Source organism: Streptomyces sp. NBC_01306 (assembly GCF_026340465.1).
Taxonomy (GTDB): Bacteria; Actinomycetota; Actinomycetes; order Streptomycetales; family Streptomycetaceae; genus Streptomyces.
The window spans coordinates 4541275-4564296 of the sequence record NZ_JAPEPC010000001.1; the positions used below are offsets into that span (position 1 = coordinate 4541275).

Below are 23022 nucleotides of genomic sequence, written 5' to 3' on the forward strand. Positions count from 1 at the left end.
GGTCGGGGGATCGGAAGGGCTGAGGCTGTCTCAGACGGTGAAGCGGTCGGGGTCGGCGGCCCGCCAGTCGGCGGCCCAGGACTCGGGCGCCTCCGCGAGCAGCTGCCCGGGTGCCAGCCACTCGTACATCTCCTCGTACGAGCGCACGGTGAAAGGGTCTGTACGGCGCCGCAGCATGTGCGGGCGCAGGTCTGCCGGGTCCGCCACACCCATGCTGGCCATGATCTGCTGGGCGCTCGCCACGGTCGCGTGCTGGAAACGCTGGACTCGGAGCGTCTTGTCGCCGACGTGAAGCGCGCGGGCACGCCGGGGGTCCTGGGTGGTGACACCGGCGGGGCAGGTGTTGGTGTGGCAGCGCTGCGCCTGGATGCAGCCCACGGCGAACATCATCGCGCGCGCCGCGTTGCCGTAATCCGCGCCCTGCAGCAGCCGCTTGACCAGATCGGCGCCGGTGGCGATCTTGCCGCTCGCGCCGATCCTGATGCGGTCGCGCAGCCCGGTGCCGACGAGGGCGTTGTGTACGTCGAGCAGGCCGTCGGTGAGCGGGGTGCCGAGCTGGTCGGCGTATTCCAGCGGGGCCGCGCCGGTGCCGCCCTCGGCGCCGTCCACGATGATGAAGTCCGGTGCGGTGCCCTCTTCCAGCATGGCCTTGCACACGGCGAGGAACTGGCGCCGCGACCCGGGGCAGAGCTTGAATCCGGTGGGCTTGCCGCCGGACAGTTCCCGCATCTGCACGAGGAAGCGCACCAGTTCGCGGGGGGTGGAGAACTCCCGGTGGTACGGGGGCGAGATGACGGTCTCGCCCTGCGGCACTCCCCGTGCCCGGGCGATCTCCGCGTTCACCTTGGCCCCCGGCAGCACCCCGCCGATCCCCGGCTTGGCGCCCTGCGACAGCTTGAGCGACACGCACTTCACCTGATCGTGCGCCGCCTTGTCGGCGAACTCCTCCGGCTTGAACCCGCCGTCATCGGTGCGGCAGCCGAAGTACCCGGTGCCGATCTCCCAGACGAGGTCGCCGCCCGGCCGCAGATGGTATTCCGACAGGCCGCCCTCACCCGTGTCATGGGCGAAACCGCCTGCCGCGGCACCGCCGTTGAGCGCCAGGACCGCGTTCGCCGACAGGGAGCCGAAGCTCATCGCCGACACGTTCAGCAGCGCCATGTCGTACGGGCGGGTGCAGTCGGGCCCGCCGATCCGTACCCGGGGCGTGGTCTGCGGGACCGGGCAGGGCGCCATCGACGGCACAAGGGACTCGTAGCCCGTCTCGTAGACATCGCGCTCGGTCCCGAACGGCTCCTCGGCCGCGGTGCCCTTCGCGCGTTCGTAGACGATGCTGCGGGTGTCGCGGTCGAAGGGCCGCCCGTCGTAGTTCCGTTCCACGAAGTACTGCTGCAGCTCGGGGCGTACGCGCTCCAGAAGGTAGCGGGCGTGCCCGATGATCGGGTAGTTGCGCAGCACCGTGTGCCTGCGCTGGCTCAGGTCCCACACGCCGAGCGACCCGAGCAGGGCGAGTGGCACAGCGGCGGACAGCCACCACCACGAGACCCACCCGGCAGCTCCCCATGCGGCGAGAGCTGCAAGGACCGTCATACCGACACAGCCGATTCGTTTCACTCGGGACGGGTTGCCCGGTTCGGTTCTTCCACACCTCGGGAAACCCCCAGGGGCCCCTCAGCGACGTGTGCGATACGCCTCACCGGGCCTTCGGGCCGTCCGGGGTTCCTCCTGTGAACGCCATGGTCACCTCGCCGTTCACCATTCAATTGAAGCCTTGAGGACCGGGCTGCCTGGCTCCCTTTGCGTGCGTCCGCTTCCTGAGTTTGACTGAGACCGCAAGGAACGAATCCCCCTATAAGGATGGGAAGCGTCATGAACTCCACTGAATCGGTGACCGACCGCCTGGCAACCGACCTCGATGAGGATGTCGAGGCCGCGCTCAACCCGGGCGAGGCCGAAGGCGTCTTCCGTGACTCGCGTGAATGCGCGAGCCTGGCGCTCATCGGCGGAACAGGCGCGCTGCTGCTCTCGCCGCCGACTCCGCGCCCGAAGAAGGCGTAAGCAGTCGCACATGGACCAGTCAAGTGCGTCCTCCCGCATCGCGGGGGCTGTGCGTGACCTGGCGTCCGAGGTGGTCTTCGCTCTGCAGAGCGGAGACCACCTCTCCACGGTCTGCGGCGCCGCCGGAATCGGCGAGGACGACAGAACCGGGATCGCCGCGGTCAGGGTCATCGGGGCAGATCTGCTGCTGCCGAGCCTGCTGTACGGACGTGATCCGCACCCCGGCGACGTGGCGGTGCTCCAGCGTGCCGTGATCGACTTCCCGCCGCGCGCGGGCGGCCCGGCGGCGACCGCCTGGAGCCACTGGGCGATGGAGTCGGCGCTCGGCACGCCCCGGATGGGTGAGACGGTGGGGGAACCCGACGCCGCGTGGCTCGAACAGGCCCCGTGGCAGGCGTTCACCCACCAGCTCTCCGTGCTCGCGCCGCTCGCCCGGCCCGCTTCCGCCTCGGCGGTCAACCGGGTCGCGAGCCGCCGGCCGGCCGATGTGGCCCGCGGATTCGTCCGGGCCGTACGGCGCCGGGACTGGCTCCAGGCGGCCGGGGCCGGCCGCTGGCTGGCCACGCTCGACGGGGTGCCCGACACCCTGGGCCTGGCCGCCGGTCTGGACTTCGTCCAGCTCATGGGCGGTCAGGATCCCCGGGTGGCCCTCCATCTGCGCGCGGCCGGCCTGATCAGGTCGGGACAGGCGCGGTGACGGCCGCCCCGGAAGCGCGAACACAGGCCCCGGGCAACGGACTTGTGGACGGTATCGCGGGTGCCGCCCTGGGCTGGGTGCGGGAGAACCGCTCCGGGTTCGTGCTGCCCGACGACGTCCTCGAACCCCACACCGACGTCAACCGCACCATGAAGCCCCTGGGCGAACTGGCGCAGCTGTGCACCACGGTCCGCCGCCGCACCCGCCCCGACGACCCGCACCATGCGGCCGCCGCCGCTCTCGTACGGTTCGCCTGGGAGCAGGTCCGCGAGGGCGAACTGCTCCTCGACCTGGCCCGCAACGAGCCGTTCGCCACGTACCCCTTCGAGATCTACGCGGCCTTCGCCGGCGAAGGCCTGCGCCACGAGGGTTTCGAACGCCTCGCCTCCGTCGTCGCCACCACCCGGGGCTGGGCGCTCACCGAGCAGCACGCCAACCGCGAGCTGGGGCTGCTCAACTCCGAGCGGCGGATCGGCGTCCCCCCGCACACGGCGGCGGACCCGGTCCTGCGCCGCACCTGGCTCGGCGGGCTGCCCGAGCCGTGGACCTTCGAGCGGGCTTCCGGGTACGCCCTGACGCATGTGGTCTTCCACATCACCGACTGGGGCAACGCCCCGCACCGGATGCCTGATGACGTCGCCGGGTATCTCGGTACGTGGCTCCCGGCGTGGATCGACGGCTGCTTCGAGAACGGCCAGTGGGATCTGGGCGGCGAACTGCTCGCCGTCGCCGCCTGTCTGCCGGACCCGCCGCCGGTGGCGCTCGTGGAGACCTGGTGGCCGGTGCTCGCCGCCGTACAGGACGGCACGGGCGCGGTTCCGGAGACGGGCCCGCCGCTCGTACGGGGCGGGGGAGGGAGCCGGGCCGGCGGGCCGGGAGCCGGGGCCGCAGCCGAGCCCACCGAACCCACCGGACCCACCGAAACCCGTGAGGCTCCCCGTGAGTTCGTGAACTGCTACCACTCGACACTGGTCACGGCCTTCGCGGCCGCCCTGACCCTGGCCAGGAACAGCCCGGCGGACCCGGCCGCGGATCCCCGGCGGATCCCGGAGACCGGCGTCGCAGGGCAGCAGCCGGACCTGGTCGGCCCACCGGACGGAGGCGCCGTATGAACGACAGCCGGCAGACGGAGAGCGGCGACGCGGACGGTGTGGGCGGCGGGACCCCAGCAGGCGCGGCAGCCGGTACCGGCACGGACGCCGGCACCGGCGCCGCCACCGGCATCCGGCAGATCCACGCTGTCGGATCCCGCGCCCTGGAGTGGCTGTACGCCCACCGGGACGGCTTCCGCCTGGAGGACGACCCGGACCCCGAGACCGGCGCATTGGACCGCTTCAAGCCGCTCGGCGAGCTGGCCCTCATCGGGAAGGTCATCTTCCGCGAGGGCGTCGCGGGCTCGCAGCAGGCCACGACCGCGCGCAAGCTGCTGGACCACGCCTGGCACGAGCTGCTGGCGTCCGGGGCCAGGCTCGCCGAGGGCCAGACCCACGAGCCGCTGTCGCCGGTGCCCTTCGAGGTCTACGTACCGTTCAAGGAGCTCGGTTACAGCAACCCGCAGGTCGAGGCCGCGGCCCGGCTCAACCACCGGCTCGTCAGCCGGCAGGTGATGGAAGTGCTGCCGGTCCGCCGGCTCGGGCTCTCCGCCATGGAGCGCCGCTTCGGTCTCCCGCCCGCCGTGCCGGAGGACGAGGCCGCTGCCCGCACCTGGCTCGCCCACCGCCCGGAGCCCTGGACGGTGGAGGGCCACATCGGCTACGACATCACGCACACGGTCTTCCACCTGACCGACTGGGGTGAGAACCCGTCCGGTCTGCCCCCGGCCGTCGCCGACTATCTGGCCACCTGGCTGCCGGTCTGGCTGGACGACTGGCTCGACCTCGGACGGTGGGACCTGCTCGGCGAACTGCTCGTCGTGGACGCCTGCCTGCCGGAACCGACGCTGGACCCGGCGGCCTGGCGCGGCTTCGCGGCAGCCCAGCAGCCCGACGGCGCGATGCCCGTGCTGGGCCCGATGCCCGAGGGCGACGCGGAGCACGTCTTCGATCTCGTCTACCACCCGACCCTGGTGGCGGCGTTCGCCTCCGCGCTGGCGGTCTCCCGCGCCATGGCGGACCTGACCGCACCGGCCCCCTCATGACGGGACCGGCACCGGCACTCACGCGAACGGGGGCCGCGAGCCGGCTGGCCGCGGCCGCCCGGGCCGTCGACGCCCCGGGCATCGTGATCGCGGTGAGCCACCGTGGCCACCGCACGGTCCACTGCGGGGGCAGCGCCCCTCCGCAGGCCGTCCCGCGCGACCAGCAGCGGTACGAGATCGGCTCGGCGTCGAAGACGTTCACCGGCCTCCTCCTCGCGGAACTCGTGGGCACCGGCCGCCTCTCCTACGACGACGTGGCGGCCCACCACCTGGCGCCGGGACGGACGCCGGAATCCGCCCCCGGGAACCCGGCGACCCTGCGGCACCTGATCACGCACACCGCCGGGCTGCCCGCGCTGCCGGCCGACTTCTACCCGCAGGCGGTCCGGCACTGGTCGACCGACCCGTACGGGGGCTACCCGGCCGAACGCGTCGTGGCCGCCTACCTCCGTGCCCGGCCCCGCCACCGCCCGGGCACCCGCTGGCACTACTCCAACTTCGGCGCATCGGTCCTGGGCCACACCCTCACCGCCGCGACGGCCACCCCGTGGGAGGAGCTGATCGCCCACCACGTCCTGGCCCCGCTCGGCCTGACCGGCACCCGCCTGCACCCGGAGGGCGCGTACGGGCCGGGCGCCGACGCCACGGGGCACCGGCCGGACGGCAGCACTCCCGTACCGGGTCTGGCCATGGGCGGCTTCCAGCCCGCAGGCGCCGTACGAGCGACCCCCGGAGACCTCCTGACCTACCTGGAAGCACACCTGGACCCGGCAGGCAGCCCGCTGGAGACCGCCCTCCGCACGATCCGCCGGCCCGTGCTCCGCCGTGGGCTGGGGCACCGCCACCTCCACACGCTCACCTGGTTCCAACACCCTTCGCCGCAAGGGCCGTTGTACTTCCACGCGGGCGCCACCACCGGCCAGCAGGCCTTCCTCGGCTTCCGGCCCGCCACTCATACGGCGGTGGTGGCCGTGACCACCCGCCGTATCCGCCTCAGGGACACATTCATCGCGACGGCGTACGGACTGCTCAGCGAGGAGCCGGGCTGAGCCCCGACTGAGAATCCCACCCGCATACAGCCTTCTTGATGCAGTCGATGCAGTTGATGCACTTGATGCAGCTGCGGCTGCACTTGCAACAATTCCTGGAAACGGGCCGGTTGAGGAACACCGGGATTCGGGTGATCGCGGCCGACCGCGAGGATCAAGCCGAAATGGCCGATGGCCGGTCCTTCCCATGCCGAAAATGGCCGATGGGCCGACGGCCGGGCCCATCTGGGGGCGAGGTACCGGCTATCTGATTTCTGCTCGCAAAGAGATCCAGATCCTTGAGCCCCGCTTTCGGATCATCCGTGTGCGGGCCCTTCCGCTCACGAATCGCTGGTCCCCATCGCCGGTTCCCTGGCCGCCTATTGGTGCTCGGGTGTCGGTAACCTCCACCATGCGGAGGTTACTTTCCGAACTTGCACCATCACGTGTAGTGTTTGGCGCGCCGCTGTCGACGCGGCCGCATTCCGTGAACGTCTGCTCTGCACGCCCCGATGGGAATGAGTAGCCAATGTCCACAGGCACTTTCACAGCACACGGTCCGAACAGGACTGGATGGCACACTGTGTCAGGTCGCCCGCCGACTGACCCGGCGGTGACCGTCGAACCGATTTCCCATGGGCGATGGATGCTCGCGGCTCAGGGGTATGTCCCCGTCTCGGTGCGCCAGACATCCTCAGAGGTCCATCTCGTGTTTGCGCCCTCCCCGGAATCGGAGGCCATTCCCGGGTACATGGCTGAAAGAGCCGAATCGGCCGCACCCCCGGAATCCCTTACGGACCCCGTCCAAGTCGACCATGGTGCCCGCACGGTGCACGTAGCGGGGCGTCAACTCGAACTCCCCAAGCTGGAGTTCGACCTGCTGGCCTATTTCATTTCGCGGCCGCTCCACGTCCACGCACGCCATCAGCTCATCGCTGCGCTCTGGCCCGATTCAGCAGGCAGCGAGCGCACGGTGGACGTGCATGTCGCCCGTCTGCGCCGGCGCCTCGGCCCGCAGTACCGAAAGGTCATCGCGACGGTCGTCGGCGTGGGCTACAAGTACGTTCCGGCCCTCGCGGGGTAGCGAAGGCCGGGCGCGGAGGCTTGTGCCGGCGGCAGGTGCGGCGGCCCCCGGCTACCGGCCCTGCCCGCGCCGCCGCGCGGACGCCGCCGCCCTGGTGAGGAACGGGGGCAGGACGTTCGCCGCGAACCGGTGCAGCGGTGGGTGGCTGCGGGATGCCGTGCCCGGGCCGGCTGTGCGGGCTGTCGCGGTGCGCGAGGGCGCGCGATGGCGGGAGACGGGCTGTGGCGGGAGCTGGGCCTTCTTGCCGCTGATGCGGATGAGCGGTTCGCCCGCGACGGACTCCTCCCCGTGCCAGAGGTCCTTACGGGTCGCGAGCCAGGCCGCCAGCTCGGTGCGCAGGGCGGTGGGGTCGCCCCAGGTCCCGTAGAGCTTGGTGCCGGTGATGCAGAGGACGTGCAGCCCCCCGCTGGTCACGGCCTGCCAGGCCGCTGCGGCGACGCCGGGGCAGTGCTCGGCGCGGAAGTCGTCCAGCACGACGACGCCGTACGGCTTCAGCGCGGCCCGGGCCGTCGCGATGTCCGCGTGGACGTGTTCGTACAGATGCGAGGCGTCGACATGTACGAAGCGGCAGCTGCCGTCGGCCACCTGGCCGGGCACCATCGATGACAGGCCCTGCAGGACGGTCGGCAACTCGTCGTGGAAGGACAGGTAGTTCGCCTCGAACGCCCGCCGGGTGAGCGTGGAGTACGACTTGGCCATCTCGGCGCCGTTCGCGGAGTCGTCGGCGGGGGCGTCGAACAGGTCGCAGACGGTGAAGCGTTCACCGGGGCGCAGATAGGAACCGGTGAAGATCGCGCTCTTCCCCAGATACGCACCCACTTCCAGCAGATCGCCCGCCTCGGCGAGGCCCTTCTGCCGGGTCAGGAGCCAGTCGAAGAGCAACTGGTCCGCCGCGAAGAACCACCCCTTCACCTCGTCCAGCCCGGCGGGGGCCGGAAGCTGCTCGGTGCCGTCCGAAGGCGTGCCGTCCGAAGGCGTTGCGCCGGGTGTGCTGCTGGTCATGAGGGATCCGTTCGGAGATCGCTGAACCCGCCAGTACGTGTGCGTCGGGCGCCGGACACGCCACGCTCCGGGTTCGGCGGGCCGCGCCGGTTGCCGGAGAGCCTGGTAGCTGCCGGTGTCGCCGCGGTGAGATCCACCCGTCCGCCCCGTGAATGGGCGGTGCAAGGTCCGGTCACCCTTCACTCAACCTGTTGTCCGCCTGGCAGAACTGACCACCGTGGCGACTCCGCTCCCCACGGCCGGTGTTGCGGCGGAGAGCGGTGGTCCTGCGGCTGCCGTCGACGCAGCAGCTGCCCGTCCGGGTCCCCGGCGCCGCACCCTCCGTACGACCGCCGCCCCCACCAGCAGCGCCAGCGCCAGGCCCCCCACCGCTGACCCGATCCGCAGTCCGGGCGGGCGGAAAGTGCAGCTCACGGCTGTCGCGTTGCCGGTCAGGGGGACCGCTACCAGGCCCAGGTACGAGCGCGCCGGGTGGTCGGCCCCGTGGCCCGTGCGGCACTGCCAGCCGGAGATGCGGGGCATCGCGAATACCGCCGTTCCCCTGGACCCCGGCGGGAGCTGGGCCCGTACCGCGTCGTCCGTGACCCGGACCGATGTCGCGCCCGTCTCCGTCAGATGGCGTACCGCCGTGGCCAGTTCCGTGCGGGACAGGCAGCCCGTCCTGCCGTGCGGGTGCGGGGTGACGGCCACGCCGCCCGGCGCCCGGCCCATCGGCTGGAGTGCCGCGCGCCGGCCCCGCTGTCCGCCGCGCAGCTCCACCGGTTCGCCACTGCCCAGCCGGACGAAGCCCGTGAAGTCCGGTGCCGAGTAGAAGACGTCGGTGCCGGCCGGGCACCTGTCCGCGTCTGTGTACACGTGCGCGCCCAGCAGGAGTTCCTGGTTCCGGAACGGGGAGCGTCCGAAGTGCGGTACCGGGCCGGGCGGCCGTACGGTCACCAGCGGAGGCGCGGCCTCCCGCGTCACTGTTACCGCTCCGGCGCCCTTCCGGCCCGGCGCCGACCGTACCCGCGCGCCCACCGAGAAGATCGCGTCCGTCACCGGGTTGTCCAGCGACTGCATACTCCGGCCGCGCGAGGTCCAGCCGGCCCCGAGCGCGGCCATCGTCCGGGTGTACGGGTCCGGCGTCATGCTGCTGTAGTACGAACCGCCCTCCCCGCCGACCAGCAACGGGTCGTTCCCGGTGGTCTGTTCACGCCCCGGGTCGGTGCGGTAGCGCGGCCAGTCGTCGGCCCCGGCGACCGCCGCCGCCTCCTCGTCCAGGTGGCGGCCCCAGGGCGCGTAGTCGTCGAGCCGGTGGATCTTGACCCGGTCCGCGTACGCCGTCGTCGCGGCCGCCTGTCCCGCCTGCGCCCCCACCAGCAGCAGCGCGGCGACAACCGGCTGCCAGCGGTGGGCCCGCACCCGCCCCGCCCTCCCCAGCAGCACAAGACCGCCCACCGCCGCGGCCAGGCCGAGACCGAGGAGCGGATACGTATATACAGTCACCGTCCGCGAGAGGGCCGCGAAGGACGCCCCCGCCGCGAGCACCGCCGCCCCGCCGGTCAGGGCCCGGCCGCCCGGCACCCCGTACGAGAGCGCTGTCCAGGCCGCGATCACCAGCAGGCCGCTCAGGACGAACGTCTGCCGGTACGGGCTGCCGTTCGGTGTCGCGAACACATGCCAGATCAGATGCGTGGGCTTCCACTGCATCGACAGCGCGACCAGCACCACGAGCCCCGTCCACGCGGCCCGTTCCCGGCGCGGCACCGCCCGGTGGAAGGCCAGCGCGCAGACCAGCAGCAGGGTGCCCGCGCCGAGGAACAGCGCGGGCGTGGAGAAGCTGTAGGTGGCGGGGAGCGTGCGCGCGAACACATCCGTCCAGGAGGCGGGTGCGAAGTTCCGGGTCCAGCCCGGGTACGCGTGCCGGGTCCCGAGGAAGACCGTGAAGAGGAGCGGCGCGGCGAGGCCGATGCCGAGCAGGACCGTCCCGGCCGCCCGCAGCAGCACCCGGACCGGCCGGTGCGCCCCCGCCGCCTCTCCCTTCACCAGCAGCAGCCGGACCAGCAGCACCAGCGCCGCCCCGATCGTCGCCATGTACGCGGTGTAGAAGTTCGCGGTCCAGGCGAGCGCGACGACCACCGGCCCCAGCAGCGGTCTGCGCCCGCCCCGCACCCACTCGCCGACCAGGCACAGCAGCGGGAAGGCGACAAGACCGTCCAGCCACATCAGGTTGTACGAGGCCTCCAGGACCGACCAGCCGCAGAGCGCGTACGACGCGCCGAGCAGCCCGGCCGCCCACCAGCGGCCGGGCCGCAGGGTGAGCAGCAGCGAGGTCATCGCCGCCGCGGCCGCCGCCATCTTGAGCAGCGTGACCAGATACACCGCGAGGTCGATCCGGTCCTTCGGGAAGGCCGCCACCAGCAGCGCGAACGGGCTGCTCAGATATGTCCCCAGGTCCGGCAGGAAGGACGTGCCGTACCCCGACTGCCAGTTGAGCAGCAGCCCGCCGTGCGCACTGCCGTGCAGCAGATCCTGGAGGTGGGCGTGGAAGGGGATGTACTGGTTGCCCAGGTCGCTGATGCTCCGGTGGCGCGGACCGTAGGGGTAGATACGGGCGGCGGCATCCCCGGTGCACACGGCCAGTACGGTGAGCAGCGTGGCCAGTACGGTGGCGCGGAGACGGGGCGTCACTGCCGGACGGCGGGGTTTCATGCCCCGAATATGGCAGCGAATACGCGGAATTGGCCTGGAATATGGTGAGTTCACTCAGCCGTCGCCGGGATTTCACCGAGAGCCGGGCAGGGCCGCCGGATCAGGAGCGCGTACGCAGATGAACACCGCACGGTTGGCCTCCACCGCGAAGCTGGGCCAGCTGGTCCGCTTCGCGCTCGTCGGCGTGGTGAACACCGGCACGTACTACGGCTGTTACCTGCTTCTGCTCACACGGCTCCCGTACCTCGCCGCGCACACCATCGCCTTCTGCCTCAGCATGGTCGGCTCCTTCTTCATGAACGCCCGGTTCACCTACCGGATCCGGCCGACCTGGCGGAAGTTCCTGCTCTTCCCGCTGACCAACGCGGCCAATTTCGCGATCACCACCGGCGGGGTGTACCTGCTGGTGGACGTGGCCCGCCTCAGTGCCGGCTACGCGCCACTGATCGCGGCGGCGGCAGCCATTCCGCTCACTTTTGTCATCTCGCGGACGATCATGCTCCGCCCCGACAACCGGGAAGCTCCTGAATCGTTGGTCGAACCAGTGGCCCCCGCCACGCCAAATGCCTAACATCGATCAACGCAAGGCCTTGTGCTCCCACGCGTCGCCCGACCGCCATCCCTCACGGAGGCGCCGGGCGCCGCACCAAAGTTTGCACAGACTCGCCCGCCAGGAGGCTCCTTTGCACCGCCGCCGTCGCACTGCGCTCTCCGTATCCGCCGCGCTCGTCGCCGCAGCCCCGCTTCTCGCCGCCTGCGGCAGCCAGCCCCATCCGGGCGCCGCGGCCGTCGTGGGCAAGGACCGGATCACGGTCGCCGCCCTCCAGACGCAGGTGAACGACGTACGCGCCGCGCAGAACAAGTCCCCGCAGGCCGCCGAGCTGATCAGGAGCAGCAACAACCTCAGCGGCATGAAGCTCGGCAACATGATCTTCGACCGGGTGCTCGCGAAAGCAGCGGCGGACGCCGGGGCGAAGGTCACCCGCAAGGACATCCAGGACGCACGCGCCCAGCTGGTCAAGCAGGCGGGCAGCGAGCAGCGGCTCCAGCAGGTCTACCTCCAGCAGAACGGCATCGCCCCCGGCCAGATCGACCAGGCGCTCCAGGAGCAGGTCACCGCGTCGAAGCTGGCCGAGAAGCTGGGCGCGTCGCTCAGCACTCCGCAGGGCCAGAGCGCCGTGCTCCAGGCGATGATGAAGACGTCCAAGGCGATGGGCGTGGACGTCAATCCGCGTTACGGGGTCTGGGACGTCAAGAAGAGCCAGCTCGGTCCGTACAAGACGCCGTGGATCACCCAGGTCACCAAGGAACAGGCCGCACCGTCCGCCGGAACCGGAGTCAGTGCGGCGGGGTAGTTTCGACGGGTGACCGCTGAAAACACCCCTGATAACACCCCCGGCAACACCCGCGCCGCTGCCGCGCCCGCCCCCGCCGTCGTTCCCGAGGCGCTCGACGCGCCCGGCCGGGTCGTGCTGCTCACCACCAGCCACCGGGTCGCGCCGGGGCTGCTGTCCTGGCCGGCCTGGCAGCTGCTGCACACGGCGGACCGGGTGCTCTGTGTGGACACCGAGCACCCGCAGCTGCCGTATCTGCGCGAGGCGGGGGTGACCGTCGAGCACGCGGCGCCCAACGCGCACCAACTGGTCGAGGAGTGCGCGGGCGGCCGCACGGTCGTCGTCCTCCCGTCGGGCGAGGGCGACCAGCAGCTGACCGACGGTCTGGCCAGGCTCGCGGGCAGCGGCCGGGTGCGGATGCCGGACCTGGAGCTGCTGCCCGGGTCGTACGATCTGCCGGGCGCGCGCCTGCTCGACCTGGTGCAGGTGATGGACCGGGTACGGCGCGAGTGCCCGTGGACCTCCCAGCAGACCCACCGGGGGCTCGCCAAGTACCTGATCGAGGAGGCGTACGAACTCGTCGAGGCGATCGAGGACGGCGACCGGGACGAACTGCGCGAGGAGCTGGGGGACGTCCTGCTCCAGGTCGTCTTCCACGCGCGGATCGCGCAGGAGGGCACCGGGGAAGAAGGGGACGAGCCCTTCTCGATCGACGACGTCGCGGGCGGCCTGGTCGAGAAACTGATCCACCGCCACCCGCATGTGTTCGGCGACGAGACGGCGGAGACCGCCGAGGACGTCCACGCCCACTGGAACCGCACCAAGGCGATCGAGAAGCAGCGGGAGTCGGTGACGGACGGCGTCCCGGTCGGTCAGCCGGCCCTCGCACTCGCGGCGAAACTGACCTCGCGGGTGCGCGGCTCGGAGCTCGACGTACCGCTGCCGGCAGGGGAGGGCGTCGGCTACCAGTTGCTCGCCCTGGCCGCGAGCGCGGAGGCGGCGGGCACGGACCCGGAGGCCGCGCTGCGCGCCGCGGCGCGGGCGTACCGGGACGCGATCCGGGCCGCGGAGAAGGCACAGCGCGGTACGGCTCCCGTCGAGGAGTGACCGACCGGGGCGCGGAGAGGGCGCAGGGCGGTACGGCTACCGTCGAGGAGTGACCGACAACAGCACCGCAGGCCCGGCCCCCACCCTTTTCACCTGGGAGTTCGCGACCGACCCGTACCCCGCGTACGCCTGGCTCCGCGAGAACGCGCCCGTCCACAGGACCGCGCTCCCGAGCGGAGTGGAGGCCTGGCTCGTGACGCGGTACGCGGACGCGCGGACGGCGCTCGCCGAGCCCCGGCTGTCGAAGAACCCCGCGCACCACGCGGAGTCCCCGCACGCCAAGGGCAAGACCGGCATTCCGGGGGAGCGCAAGGCGGAGCTGATGACGCATCTGCTGAACATCGACCCGCCGGACCACACCCGGCTGCGGCGTCTGGTCTCCAAGGCGTTCACCCCGCGCACCGTCGCGCTCTTCGCACCGCGCGTGCAGGAGCTGACGGACCAGCTGATCGACGCCTTCGTGGCGAAGAGCGGGGAGCAGGGCACGGCCGACCTCATCCATGACTTCGCCTTTCCGCTCCCCATCTACGCCATCTGCGATCTGCTCGGCGTCCCCCGCGAGGACCAGGACGACTTCCGCGACTGGGCGGGCATGATGATCCGTCACGGCGGCGGACCGCGCGGCGGGGTCGCACGGTCGGTCAAGAAGATGCGGAACTACCTCGCCGAACTCATCCACCGCAAGCGGGAGAGCCCCGGCGACGACCTCATCTCCGGGCTCATCAGGGCGAGCGACCACGGCGAGCACCTGACCGAGAACGAAGCCGCGGCGATGGCGTTCATCCTGCTCTTCGCCGGGTTCGAGACGACGGTCAACCTCATCGGCAACGGTATGTACGCGCTGCTCCGCAATCCGGACCAGCGCGAGCGCCTGGAGGCGTCACTGGCGGCGGGGGAGACCGCCCTCCTCGCCACCGGTGTGGAGGAACTCCTGCGCTACGACGGGCCGGTGGAGCTGGCGACCTGGCGGTTCGCCACCGAGGCGCTGACCCTGGGCGGGCAGTCCATCGCGGAGGGCGATCCCGTACTGGTCGTCCTGGCCGCGGCCGACCGCGATCCCGAGCGCTTCACCGAGCCCGACACGCTCGACCTCTCACGCACCGACAACCAGCATCTGGGGTACGGGCACGGCATCCACTACTGCCTCGGCGCGCCGCTCGCCCGGCTGGAGGCGCAGACCGCGCTCGCCACCCTGCTGCGCCGCCTGCCGGACCTGCGACTTGCGGCGGAACCTGGCGATTTGCGCTGGCGCGGCGGGCTCATCATGCGGGGATTGCGCACGCTTCCGGTGGAGTTCGATATCCCGCCCAACTGATGGCCTGACCAGTACATGGCTGACAGGGCGTCAAGAATGTGACTTTCATGTGATCTCCGCTGCATCGACTTGTGACTGGTGTTCGAGTGCGGCTACGTTCACCCCTCGACTCATCCGTCACACGGAAGGCCACCGCATGCGCACCGGGAACGGTCGGCACCGCCGCCCCCGTCAGGCTCCAGCTCTTGTCGTAGCGGCAGGAGTTACGGGCTCGGCCATCGCCCTTCCGCTGCTGGCGTCGACCGGCGCCCACGCTGCCGACGCCACGACCTGGGACCGGGTGGCGCTGTGCGAGAGCGGCGGCATCTGGAGCACCGACCTTGGCAACGGGCACTACGGCGGCCTCCAGTTCTCGCAGGCGACCTGGGACAAGTACGGAGGCGGGCAGTACGCGGCCCGCCCCGACCTGGCCAGCCGCTCCCAGCAGATAGCCGTCGCCAAGAAGGTGTACGCGGCCGAGGGTGCGACTCCCTGGGCCAGCTGTGCGGCCATCGCCGGGCTGACGAAGGACGACGCGGACAGCGCCTCCGTGGACCCGGGCTCCCCGGACACCGCGAGCCCGAGCCCCGCGAAGCCGAGCGATTCGGCCAAGCCGACCGGTTCCGCCAAGGACCCGGCGGGCGGGGACACGGACGCGGACGGTTCGAAGCAGACACCGTCGAAGCACGCGCCGTCGAAGCAGGCGAGTCCGAGCCCGTCCGATTCCCCTTCGGGCGCCCCGTCCTCCTCATCGGCCCCGTCATCCCCCACATCTGACCCCTCATCGGACACATCAGACTCTTCCGGCGATTCAGGCACTTCGGGCACTTCTGGCCCCAGCGCATCCGCCACGCCCGGCCCCTCGGACTCGGCGGCGCCCGCCGGTCCTGCTTCCGGTGACGCCCCGGGGGCCGGCAAGCACCGGGGCGGCGAGGCCGCCGGGGGCTCCGGAGCGAGCCATGACGAGACCGGGCGGCACGCTTCACGCGGCGGGGAGGTGTCCCGCGATGACGCCCGTACGGACGGCAGCTACACCGTCCGCGCGGGTGACAATCTGTGGTCCATCGCGGAGGCGCACGATCTGCCCGGCGGATGGCCCGCGCTCTACGCGGCGAACCATCGGACCGTCGGGGGCGATCCGGACTTCATCGTTCCTGGCCAGAGCCTTGATCTCGACCGAAATCAGGGGTAGTTCGGACCTGTATGTCCGCTTCTGTTCGAGTGAGACATGGCTCTCGTCGGCGCTGCTGAATGTCCGGACTGTCCGCCCGGCGTACGCCGCACCTCACCTGCGGAAACAGGTCAGGCGGGGTCGTAAACCAGGGATTTGCTCCCCGATGTTCATCTTTGAATATCGGGGGGTCCTGTGATTACGGTCAGACCGCTCGCACCGCGGGCCTCTTCGATCGCCACGCCGAATCCTGCCATCGGTCGAAGGGAAACAGTGACGCTAAGAAGCGCCGCAGGCAGGAGCGGGGGACCCAGGTAAGCGCCGGGGCCGGCCGTCCGTTCAGAGTCAGAGAACGGCACGAACCGGGACCGGCTTGGGGTGAAGCTGTGCGCTAGGCCGCGCAGCCGGGCAACTCATTGGCCCGAACCCGACAGCTCACCTCGTAGGCGTCGGTGAGGAGATTCTTCATGCTGTTTTCCAGCAAGTCCAAGCACCGTCGCCCCTCGAAGGCCGTCCGCGTCGCCACTCTCGCCGGTGTTGCCGGTGCCGCTGTGGCCGTACCGCTGATCGGGGCGACCTCGGCCTCCGCCGCTTCGGTCTCGACCTGGGACGCCGTCGCGCAGTGCGAGTCCGGCGGCAACTGGTCCACGAACACGGGCAACGGCTACTACGGCGGCCTCCAGTTCAACAACTCCAGCTGGGCCGCCGCCGGCGGTACGCAGTACGCCCCGCGTGCCGACCTCGCCACCAAGGGCCAGCAGATCGCCACCGCCGAGAAGCTTCTCGCCATGCAGGGTCCGGGCGCCTGGTCCTGCGCCGGTGCCGGCGGCCTGACCAGCGGCGGTCCGAGCCCGGACGTCTCCACCGGTTCGAACAGCGGCTCCTCCTCGTCGAGCGCCGACCAGCAGAGCAGCCACAGCGACCAGCAGGCCGCTTCGCGCAGCGAGGCCCGCACCAGTGCGCCGGCCGCCCCGAAGCACGCCGCTCCCCGGCACGCCGCCCCCGCCAAGATCCAGAAGGGTGACGGCGAGTACAAGGTCAAGGCCGGCGACACCCTCTCCACGATCGCCAAGGCCGAGCACGTCTCCGGTGGCTGGAAGAAGGTCTTCGACCTGAACAAGGACGTCGTGAAGGACGCCAACCTGATCTACCCCGGTCAGCAGCTCCACCTGAGCTGATATCAGCTCTCCCCAGCACCCCCGGCCCGGCGCGACTCCCCCGTACGCGCCGGGCCGGGGGTCTCTCCGCCGGAGCCGCGTCCCGGTTCCGCCCGTCGGCCCGGCCCGGCGGGGACGGTGAGGTGGTCACAGTCTGGTAAATTTGGTGACTTTCACACCGTCATACGATCTTTTGGGCCCTTTTTCGTCCCAGGGTCCGGGCGCCCTGCGGGCCTATGGCTCCGAGCCGGTTAGGCTCGTGCCGCAAGGCCAAAGAGACCCTGCGCCCATAGCGTCACATCCCAGAAGGAGATGCTAGTGCCGTCCATCGACGTCGTCGTAGCCCGGGAAATCCTGGACTCCCGAGGCAACCCCACGGTCGAGGTCGAGGTCGGCCTCGACGACGGCAGCACGGGCCGTGCCGCCGTCCCGTCCGGCGCCTCCACCGGTGCGTTCGAGGCCATCGAGCTCCGCGACGGTGACCCCAACCGTTACCAGGGCAAGGGCGTCGAGAAGGCAGTCCTCGCCGTCATCGAGCAGATCGGGCCGGAGCTCGTCGGCTACGACGCCACCGAGCAGCGCCTGATCGACCAGGCGATGTTCGACCTGGACGCGACGGAGAACAAGGGCTCGCTCGGCGCCAACGCCATCCTCGGCGTCTCGCTCGCCGTGGCGCACGCCGCTTCCGAGGCTTCCGACCTCCCGCTCTTCCGCTACCTGGGCGGCCCGAACGCGCACCTGCTGCCCGTTCCGATGATGAACATCCTGAACGGCGGGTCGCACGCCGACTCCAACGTCGACATCCAGGAGTTCATGATCGCGCCGATCGGCGCCGAGTCCTTCTCGGAGGCGCTGCGCTGGGGCGCCGAGGTTTACCACACCCTCAAGAAGGTCCTGAAGACCAAGGGCCTGTCGACCGGTCTCGGCGACGAGGGCGGCTTCGCGCCGAACCTGGAGTCGAACCGCGCCGCCCTCGACCTCATCCTTGAGGCCATCAAGGAGGCCGGCTACGCGCCGGGCAAGGACATCGCGCTCGCGCTCGACGTCGCCGCCTCCGAGTTCTACAAGGACGGCAAGTACGAGTTCGAGGGCAAGTCCCGCTCGGCCGCCGAGATGACCGAGTACTACGAGGAGCTCGTCGCCTCGTACCCGCTCGTCTCCATCGAGGACCCGCTGTACGAGGACGACTGGGACGGCTGGAAGGTCATCACCGACAAGCTGGGCGCCAAGGTCCAGATCGTCGGCGACGACCTCTTCGTCACCAACCCGGAGCGGCTGGCCCGCGGCATCGAGGAGGGCTCCGCCAACGCCCTGCTCGTCAAGGTCAACCAGATCGGTTCGCTGACCGAGACCCTGGACGCCGTCGAGCTCGCGCAGCGCAACGGCTTCAAGTGCATGATGTCGCACCGCTCCGGCGAGACCGAGGACGTCACCATCGCCGACCTCGCGGTCGCCGTGAACTGCGGCCAGATCAAGACCGGCGCCCCGGCCCGCTCGGACCGCGTCGCCAAGTACAACCAGCTGCTGCGTATCGAGGAGATCCTCGACGACGCCGCGGTCTACGCGGGCCGTTCGGCGTTCCCGCGCTTCCGCTCCAGCTGACACCGCCGCAGAGCTGACACCGCCGAAGAACTGAATAAAGCGCTGAATCAGCAGCAAAGGCGCAGCCACGCGCAGCCGTCCCCGTGCCCGGTCCCGTACCGTGTCCGGGGACGGACGTGCGTGTGTAACGGGGAGGCGGCATGGCAGGGAACCGGGACCGGTTCTCCACCGCGACCAGACTCAAGGTGCTCGGTGAGCAGACCGCGGCCCGTGTCTACCGCTCCCAGTCCAGGCGCCAGGCGCGCAGGCCCCGGCTCACCGGCCGGGCGGCGATACTGCTGATGGTGCTCTGCACCCTGGTGGTGGCGCTCGCGTATCCGATGCGGCAGTACGTCTCGCAGCGCGGCGACATCGCCGACCAGCGGCGCCAGGTGAGCGAGGCGAGGGCGCGTGTCGAGGAGCTGCGGGACGAGAAGGCCCGCCTCCAGGACAACGCGTACGTGGAGCGGCTGGCCCGTGAGCAACTGCACTACGTACGGCCGGGGGAGACCAACTACACGATGGTCGACCCCGACGCCCGCACCCGGCGCACCGCCGGCAAGGGCGCGGCGGACCGGCCGTGGTACTCGAACCTGTGGGACGGCGTGGACAGCGCGGACCGCACCAAGGCCCCCTAGGCGGGGCCGGCACCGGCCGTGCGCCCCACCGGCTGCTGCCGGCCACACGTCTCACAGCCACTCAGTTCACAGCCACTCAGCTCACCGGCACTCACTTCACCAGCACTCAGATCCAAGGCAGGCATGGAAACGCCCCCTCCGCAGACCGACCGTACCGAGCCCACCGACGCGGACATCAGCGCGTTCAAGGAGCAGCTCGGCCGACCGCCCCGCGGGCTGCGCGCCATCGCGCACCGCTGCCCGTGCGGCAACCCTGACGTCGTCGAGACGGCCCCGCGTCTGGAGGACGGCACGCCGTTCCCGACGACGTACTACCTGACCTGCCCGCGTGCGGCCTCCGCGATCGGCACGCTGGAGGCGAACGGCGTCATGAAGGAGATGACCGAGCGCCTGCGCACCGACCCCGAACTGGCCGCCGCCTACCGGGCCGCGCACGAGGACTACATCGCCCGCCGCGACGCGATCGAGGTCCTGGAGGGCTTCCCGAGCGCGGGTGGGATGCCCGACCGGGTCAAGTGCCTGCATGTCCTGGTCGGTCACTCACTGGCCGCGGGGCCCGGCGTCAACCCGCTGGGGGACGAGGCGATCGCGATGCTGCCCGAGTGGTGGGCGAAGGGCCCGTGCGTGCCGCGGGCCCGCGACGGCGAGGGCTCCGCCCCGCTCGGCGACTGAGGAACCGGGCCGGGACCGGACCCCCACCCCCCTTTCACACATCCGTGAGGACACCCATATGACCCGCGTCGCTGCCATTGACTGCGGTACGAACTCCATCCGTCTGCTCGTCGCGGACGCCGACCCCGCCACCGGTGAACTCGTCGACCTGGACCGGCGGATGACCATCGTCCGGCTCGGCCAGGACGTCGACCGGACGGGCCGGCTCGCCCCCGAGGCGCTGGAGCGGACCTTCGCGGCCTGTACGGAGTACGCCGAGATCATCAAGGCCCATGGCGCCGAGCGTCTCCGCTTCGTCGCCACGTCCGCGTCCCGCGACGCCGAGAACCGGGACGAGTTCGTCAGCGGGGTGCGCGACATCCTCGGCGTCGAGCCCGAGGTGATCACCGGCGACCAGGAGGCCGAGTTCTCCTTCACCGGCGCGACGAAGGAACTGGCCGGGCAGGGCGGCGAGTACCTGGTGGTGGACATCGGCGGTGGCTCGACCGAGTTCGTCGTCGGGGACGAGAACGTCAAGGCGGCCCGCTCGGTGGACATCGGCTGCGTACGGCTCACCGAGCGGCACGTCCGCCACGACCCGCCGACGCTCGGCGAGATCACCGCGATGCGGGCCGACATCGACGCCGCGCTGGACGAGGCGGCGGAAACGGTCCCGCTGTCCGGGAACCGCACGCTCGTCGGTCTCGCCGGTTCGGTGACCACCGTCAGCGCCATCGCGCTGGGCCTCGACGCCTACGACTCGACGGCGATCCACCACTCACGGATCACCGCGGCGCAGGTCGGCGAGATCGCCGGAACCCTGCTGATCTCGTCCCACGACGAGCGTGCGGCGATCCCGGTGATGCATCCGGGGCGGGCCGACGTCATCGGCGCGGGAGCGATGATCCTGCACTCGGTCATGAAGCGGACCGGCGCCGGCGAGGTGGTCGTCAGCGAGCACGACATCCTCGACGGCATCGCGTGGAGCTGTGCGCGCGACGCCGAGTGACCTTGGTGCTGCCCGCTCTCAGATGTTGCGGTGGACGTCGCGCCGGTCGCCGACTTTGACGACGAGGATGATGAGTTCGCCGTCTTCGACCTGGCAGGCAGCCCGGTAGCTGCCGACTCGGAGCCGATAGAGGCCCGACGGGCCGGTGAGCTTCTTGATGTCGGCGTCCTCGCGGTACGGATCGTCACCGAGTGCGGTCAGCGCGGCCAGAATGCGCATGGCGGCAGGCCGGTCGATGGCTCGAAGCTGCCGTAGGCGTGCCACCCTCGGCACGGTTGATGTGGTCCGACAAGGTGTGCGCGGGCTTCCCGCACGGTCACAGTGTTCTCAGCCATGAAGAAGGTGTACGCGTAATTGTGTACACGCGCCTGGGGTGCGCCCGGGGTGCGCCCGGGAGGCCGCTCGGGCGGCCGGGAAGCACGTCCGGGAGGCCGCTCAGGGGATGACGATGACAGCGTTGTCAGGCTTCTGGGGCGCGCCCGTGAGCCGTCCCGGCGGTCGGCCGCGAGAAAGTTCGTGAAGTTCTTCACAAGGAATTGGGGCCTGTCGGCCGAAGATCTGAGGACATCGGGCCCAGTCGGGTGCCCGTAGGTCTCTGTTCCGCGTATCGCGCACGGTGTCGTACGTGTTGCAGGGGGATGTCATCGGGCAGTGGTCCAGTCGGCGCGACGCCGTGAGGGCCAGCTCAAGTGGGGTGGACAACGTCCCCCGAGGTGTGTTGGTTCCCTTGCGGAGGAGTGACCTCCGTCATGTGAGCCGCGCAGTGTAGCAGAGGTGCCCTTCGACCTTGTGAAGGGGCGCACGAGGTCCCCCCCCTCAGGAGGTGGATACTCGTTGCCATGAGCACCACGGAGCGTCCCAGGATCCTCGTAGTTGGAGGCGGGTACGTAGGCCTGTACGCAGCTCGACGCATTCTCAAGAAGATGCGCTACGGCGAAGCGACCGTCACGGTCGTGGACCCGCGCTCGTACATGACGTACCAGCCCTTCCTCCCCGAAGCTGCTGCCGGCAGCATCTCGCCCCGGCACGTCGTCGTCCCGCTGCGACGCGTGCTGCCGAAGGCCGAGATCCTCACCGGCCGAGTCACCACGATCGACCAGGACCGCAAGGTCGCCACGGTCGCGCCGCTCGTCGGCGAGGCCTACGAGCTGCCCTTCGACTACCTGGTCATCGCGCTCGGCGCGGTCTCCCGTACCTTCCCGATCCCCGGCCTCGCCGAGCAGGGCATCGGCATGAAGGGCGTCGAAGAGGCGATCGGTCTGCGCAACCACGTCCTTGAGCAGCTCGACAAGGCCGACTCGACGACCGACGAGGATGTCCGCCGCAAGGCGCTGACCTTCGTCTTCGTCGGCGGTGGCTTCGCGGGTGCGGAGACCATCGGCGAGGTCGAGGACATGGCCAGGGACGCCGCGAAGTACTACACCAACGTCAAGCGCGAGGACATGCGCTTCCTGCTGGTCGACGTGGCGGACAAGATCCTTCCCGAGGTCGGGCCGAAGCTCGGCGCGTACGGCAAGGAGCACCTGGAGTCCCGCGGGGTCGAGGTCTACCTCAAGACCGGCATGGACTCCTGCATCGACGGCCACGTGGTGCTGAACAACGGCCTGGAGGTCGACGCCAACACGCTCGTCTGGACCGCCGGCGTCAAGCCGAACCCGGTCCTGGCGCGTTACGGTCTGCCGCTCGGCCCCCGCGGCCACGTGGACACCTCGGAGAAGCTCCAGGTGCAGGGCACGGACTACATCTGGGCCGCGGGTGACAACGCGCAGGTCCCGGACATGGCCGCCCGCAAGGCCGGTGTCGAGAACGCCTGGTGCCCGCCGAACGCCCAGCACGCGCTGCGTCAGGCCAAGGTCCTCGGTGACAACGTCATCTCGGGTATGCGCGGCTTCCCGCAGGGCGACTACGAGCACGCCAACAAGGGTGCGGTGGCGGGCCTCGGCCTCCACAAGGGCGTCGCGATGATCGTCATGGGCAAGATGAAGATCAAGCTCAAGGGCCGTCTCGCCTGGTACATGCACCGTGGTTACCACGGCCTCGCGGTGCCGACCTGGAACCGCAAGATCCGCGTCGTCGCCGACTGGACGCTCGCGATGTTCCTCAAGCGCGAGGTCGTCTCGCTCGGCGCGATGGAGACTCCCCGCGAGGAGTTCTACGAGGCGGCCAAGCCGGCGCCCCGTCCCGCGGCGCCGAAGGCCGAAGCGGGCAAGTCCGACGCCGAGAAGGCCAAGGCCTGACTCGGTAGCACAGCAGGTTCGTTCAGGTCCGAGAGGCCGTCCGCCATCCGTGGTGCGGGCGGCCTCTTCGACGTACCGGGACAGATGTACATGTATCCACCACGGATTTTACGCTCCCGTTATGTGGTATTGGGACTGTGGCGGCG

General features: G+C 70.6%; 21 protein-coding genes and 1 riboswitch. Of the genes, 17 read left to right on the forward strand and 4 right to left on the reverse strand.

The window, feature by feature from the left end; genetic code table 11:
- Positions 1–30: 30 nt before the first annotated feature.
- Positions 31–1590: an FMN-binding glutamate synthase family protein gene (locus tag OG385_RS20040; RefSeq protein WP_266856253.1), complete on the reverse strand. Its 1560-nt coding sequence runs from the start codon at positions 1588–1590 to the stop codon at positions 31–33.
- Positions 1591–1869: 279 nt separating this feature from the next.
- Between OG385_RS20040 and OG385_RS20045 the strand changes: the two genes are divergently transcribed.
- The 6 genes from OG385_RS20045 to OG385_RS20070 all read left to right on the forward strand — a co-directional run bounded on the left by OG385_RS20045 (position 1870) and on the right by OG385_RS20070 (position 7004).
- Positions 1870–2058, forward strand: a complete 189-nt coding sequence (locus OG385_RS20045) for a hypothetical protein (protein ID WP_266856255.1) — start codon at positions 1870–1872, stop codon at positions 2056–2058.
- A gap of 10 nt (positions 2059–2068) precedes the next feature.
- Complete coding sequence (locus OG385_RS20050) at positions 2069–2755, forward strand: hypothetical protein (RefSeq protein ID WP_266856257.1); 687 nt, start codon at positions 2069–2071, stop codon at positions 2753–2755.
- Positions 2752–3867: a hypothetical protein gene (locus tag OG385_RS20055; protein WP_266856259.1), complete on the forward strand. Its 1116-nt coding sequence runs from the start codon at positions 2752–2754 to the stop codon at positions 3865–3867. Before OG385_RS20050 ends, OG385_RS20055 begins: the two co-directional genes overlap by 4 nt.
- Positions 3864–4892: a hypothetical protein gene (locus OG385_RS20060; protein WP_266856261.1), complete on the forward strand. Its 1029-nt coding sequence runs from the start codon at positions 3864–3866 to the stop codon at positions 4890–4892. Before OG385_RS20055 ends, OG385_RS20060 begins: the two co-directional genes overlap by 4 nt.
- The gene (locus OG385_RS20065) at positions 4889–5941 is read left to right on the forward strand and encodes a serine hydrolase (protein ID WP_266856263.1); all 1053 of its coding nucleotides are present in this window, start codon (positions 4889–4891) and stop codon (positions 5939–5941) included. Before OG385_RS20060 ends, OG385_RS20065 begins: the two co-directional genes overlap by 4 nt.
- Positions 5942–6749: 808 nt before the next feature.
- Positions 6750–7004 carry a winged helix-turn-helix domain-containing protein gene (locus OG385_RS20070; RefSeq protein ID WP_323183808.1) on the forward strand — a complete coding sequence of 85 codons (255 nt, stop codon included), beginning with the start codon at positions 6750–6752 and terminating at the stop codon, positions 7002–7004.
- 51 nt (positions 7005–7055) lie between these two features.
- Here OG385_RS20070 and OG385_RS20075 read toward each other — a convergent pair whose 3' ends face one another.
- Both OG385_RS20075 and OG385_RS20080 read right to left on the reverse strand, forming a co-directional pair.
- Positions 7056–8006 carry a class I SAM-dependent methyltransferase gene (locus tag OG385_RS20075; RefSeq protein ID WP_266856265.1) on the reverse strand — a complete coding sequence of 317 codons (951 nt, stop codon included), beginning with the start codon at positions 8004–8006 and terminating at the stop codon, positions 7056–7058.
- Positions 8007–8189: 183 nt separating this feature from the next.
- Complete coding sequence (locus OG385_RS20080; RefSeq protein WP_266856266.1) at positions 8190–10697, reverse strand: YfhO family protein; 2508 nt, start codon at positions 10695–10697, stop codon at positions 8190–8192.
- Positions 10698–10815: 118 nt separating this feature from the next.
- Between OG385_RS20080 and OG385_RS20085 the strand changes: the two genes are divergently transcribed.
- The 10 genes from OG385_RS20085 (at position 10816) to OG385_RS20130 (ending at position 20639) form a co-directional block, all read left to right on the forward strand.
- Positions 10816–11268: a GtrA family protein gene (locus OG385_RS20085; RefSeq protein ID WP_266856268.1), complete on the forward strand. Its 453-nt coding sequence runs from the start codon at positions 10816–10818 to the stop codon at positions 11266–11268.
- 112 nt (positions 11269–11380) lie between these two features.
- A complete protein-coding gene (locus OG385_RS20090) occupies positions 11381–12052 on the forward strand; it encodes a SurA N-terminal domain-containing protein (RefSeq protein ID WP_266856270.1) in 672 nt (223 codons plus the stop codon).
- Between the two features lie 114 nt (positions 12053–12166).
- The gene (locus OG385_RS20095) at positions 12167–13138 is read left to right on the forward strand and encodes a nucleoside triphosphate pyrophosphohydrolase (protein ID WP_266861014.1); all 972 of its coding nucleotides are present in this window, start codon (positions 12167–12169) and stop codon (positions 13136–13138) included.
- A gap of 49 nt (positions 13139–13187) precedes the next feature.
- Complete coding sequence (locus OG385_RS20100) at positions 13188–14453, forward strand: cytochrome P450 (RefSeq protein ID WP_266856272.1); 1266 nt, start codon at positions 13188–13190, stop codon at positions 14451–14453.
- A 136-nt stretch (positions 14454–14589) separates the two neighbouring features.
- Positions 14590–15624, forward strand: a complete 1035-nt coding sequence (locus OG385_RS20105) for a transglycosylase family protein (protein WP_266856274.1) — start codon at positions 14590–14592, stop codon at positions 15622–15624.
- Positions 15625–15880: 256 nt separating this feature from the next.
- A riboswitch (cyclic di-AMP (ydaO/yuaA leader) is annotated at positions 15881–16067 on the forward strand.
- Positions 16068–16070: 3 nt separating this feature from the next.
- Positions 16071–16781 (forward strand): transglycosylase family protein, encoded by a 711-nt coding sequence (locus tag OG385_RS20110; RefSeq protein WP_266856276.1) that lies wholly within the window; start codon positions 16071–16073, stop codon positions 16779–16781.
- 291 nt (positions 16782–17072) lie between these two features.
- A complete protein-coding gene (eno, locus tag OG385_RS20115; protein WP_164260962.1) occupies positions 17073–18362 on the forward strand; it encodes a phosphopyruvate hydratase in 1290 nt (429 codons plus the stop codon).
- A gap of 140 nt (positions 18363–18502) precedes the next feature.
- Positions 18503–18979: a septum formation initiator family protein gene (locus OG385_RS20120; protein WP_266856281.1), complete on the forward strand. Its 477-nt coding sequence runs from the start codon at positions 18503–18505 to the stop codon at positions 18977–18979.
- Positions 18980–19102: 123 nt separating this feature from the next.
- Positions 19103–19651, forward strand: coding sequence for a DUF501 domain-containing protein (locus OG385_RS20125; RefSeq protein ID WP_266856283.1), 549 nt, complete (start codon positions 19103–19105; stop codon positions 19649–19651).
- A gap of 58 nt (positions 19652–19709) precedes the next feature.
- Positions 19710–20639, forward strand: a complete 930-nt coding sequence (locus OG385_RS20130; protein ID WP_266856285.1) for a Ppx/GppA phosphatase family protein — start codon at positions 19710–19712, stop codon at positions 20637–20639.
- Between the two features lie 18 nt (positions 20640–20657).
- Here OG385_RS20130 and OG385_RS20135 read toward each other — a convergent pair whose 3' ends face one another.
- Positions 20658–20903 (reverse strand): type II toxin-antitoxin system RelE/ParE family toxin, encoded by a 246-nt coding sequence (locus OG385_RS20135; RefSeq protein ID WP_323183809.1) that lies wholly within the window; start codon positions 20901–20903, stop codon positions 20658–20660.
- Between the two features lie 575 nt (positions 20904–21478).
- Between OG385_RS20135 and OG385_RS20140 the strand changes: the two genes are divergently transcribed.
- On the forward strand, positions 21479–22876 hold the full coding sequence (locus OG385_RS20140) for an NAD(P)/FAD-dependent oxidoreductase (RefSeq protein WP_266856287.1): 1398 nt from the start codon (positions 21479–21481) through the stop codon (positions 22874–22876).
- Positions 22877–23022 lie beyond the last annotated feature (146 nt).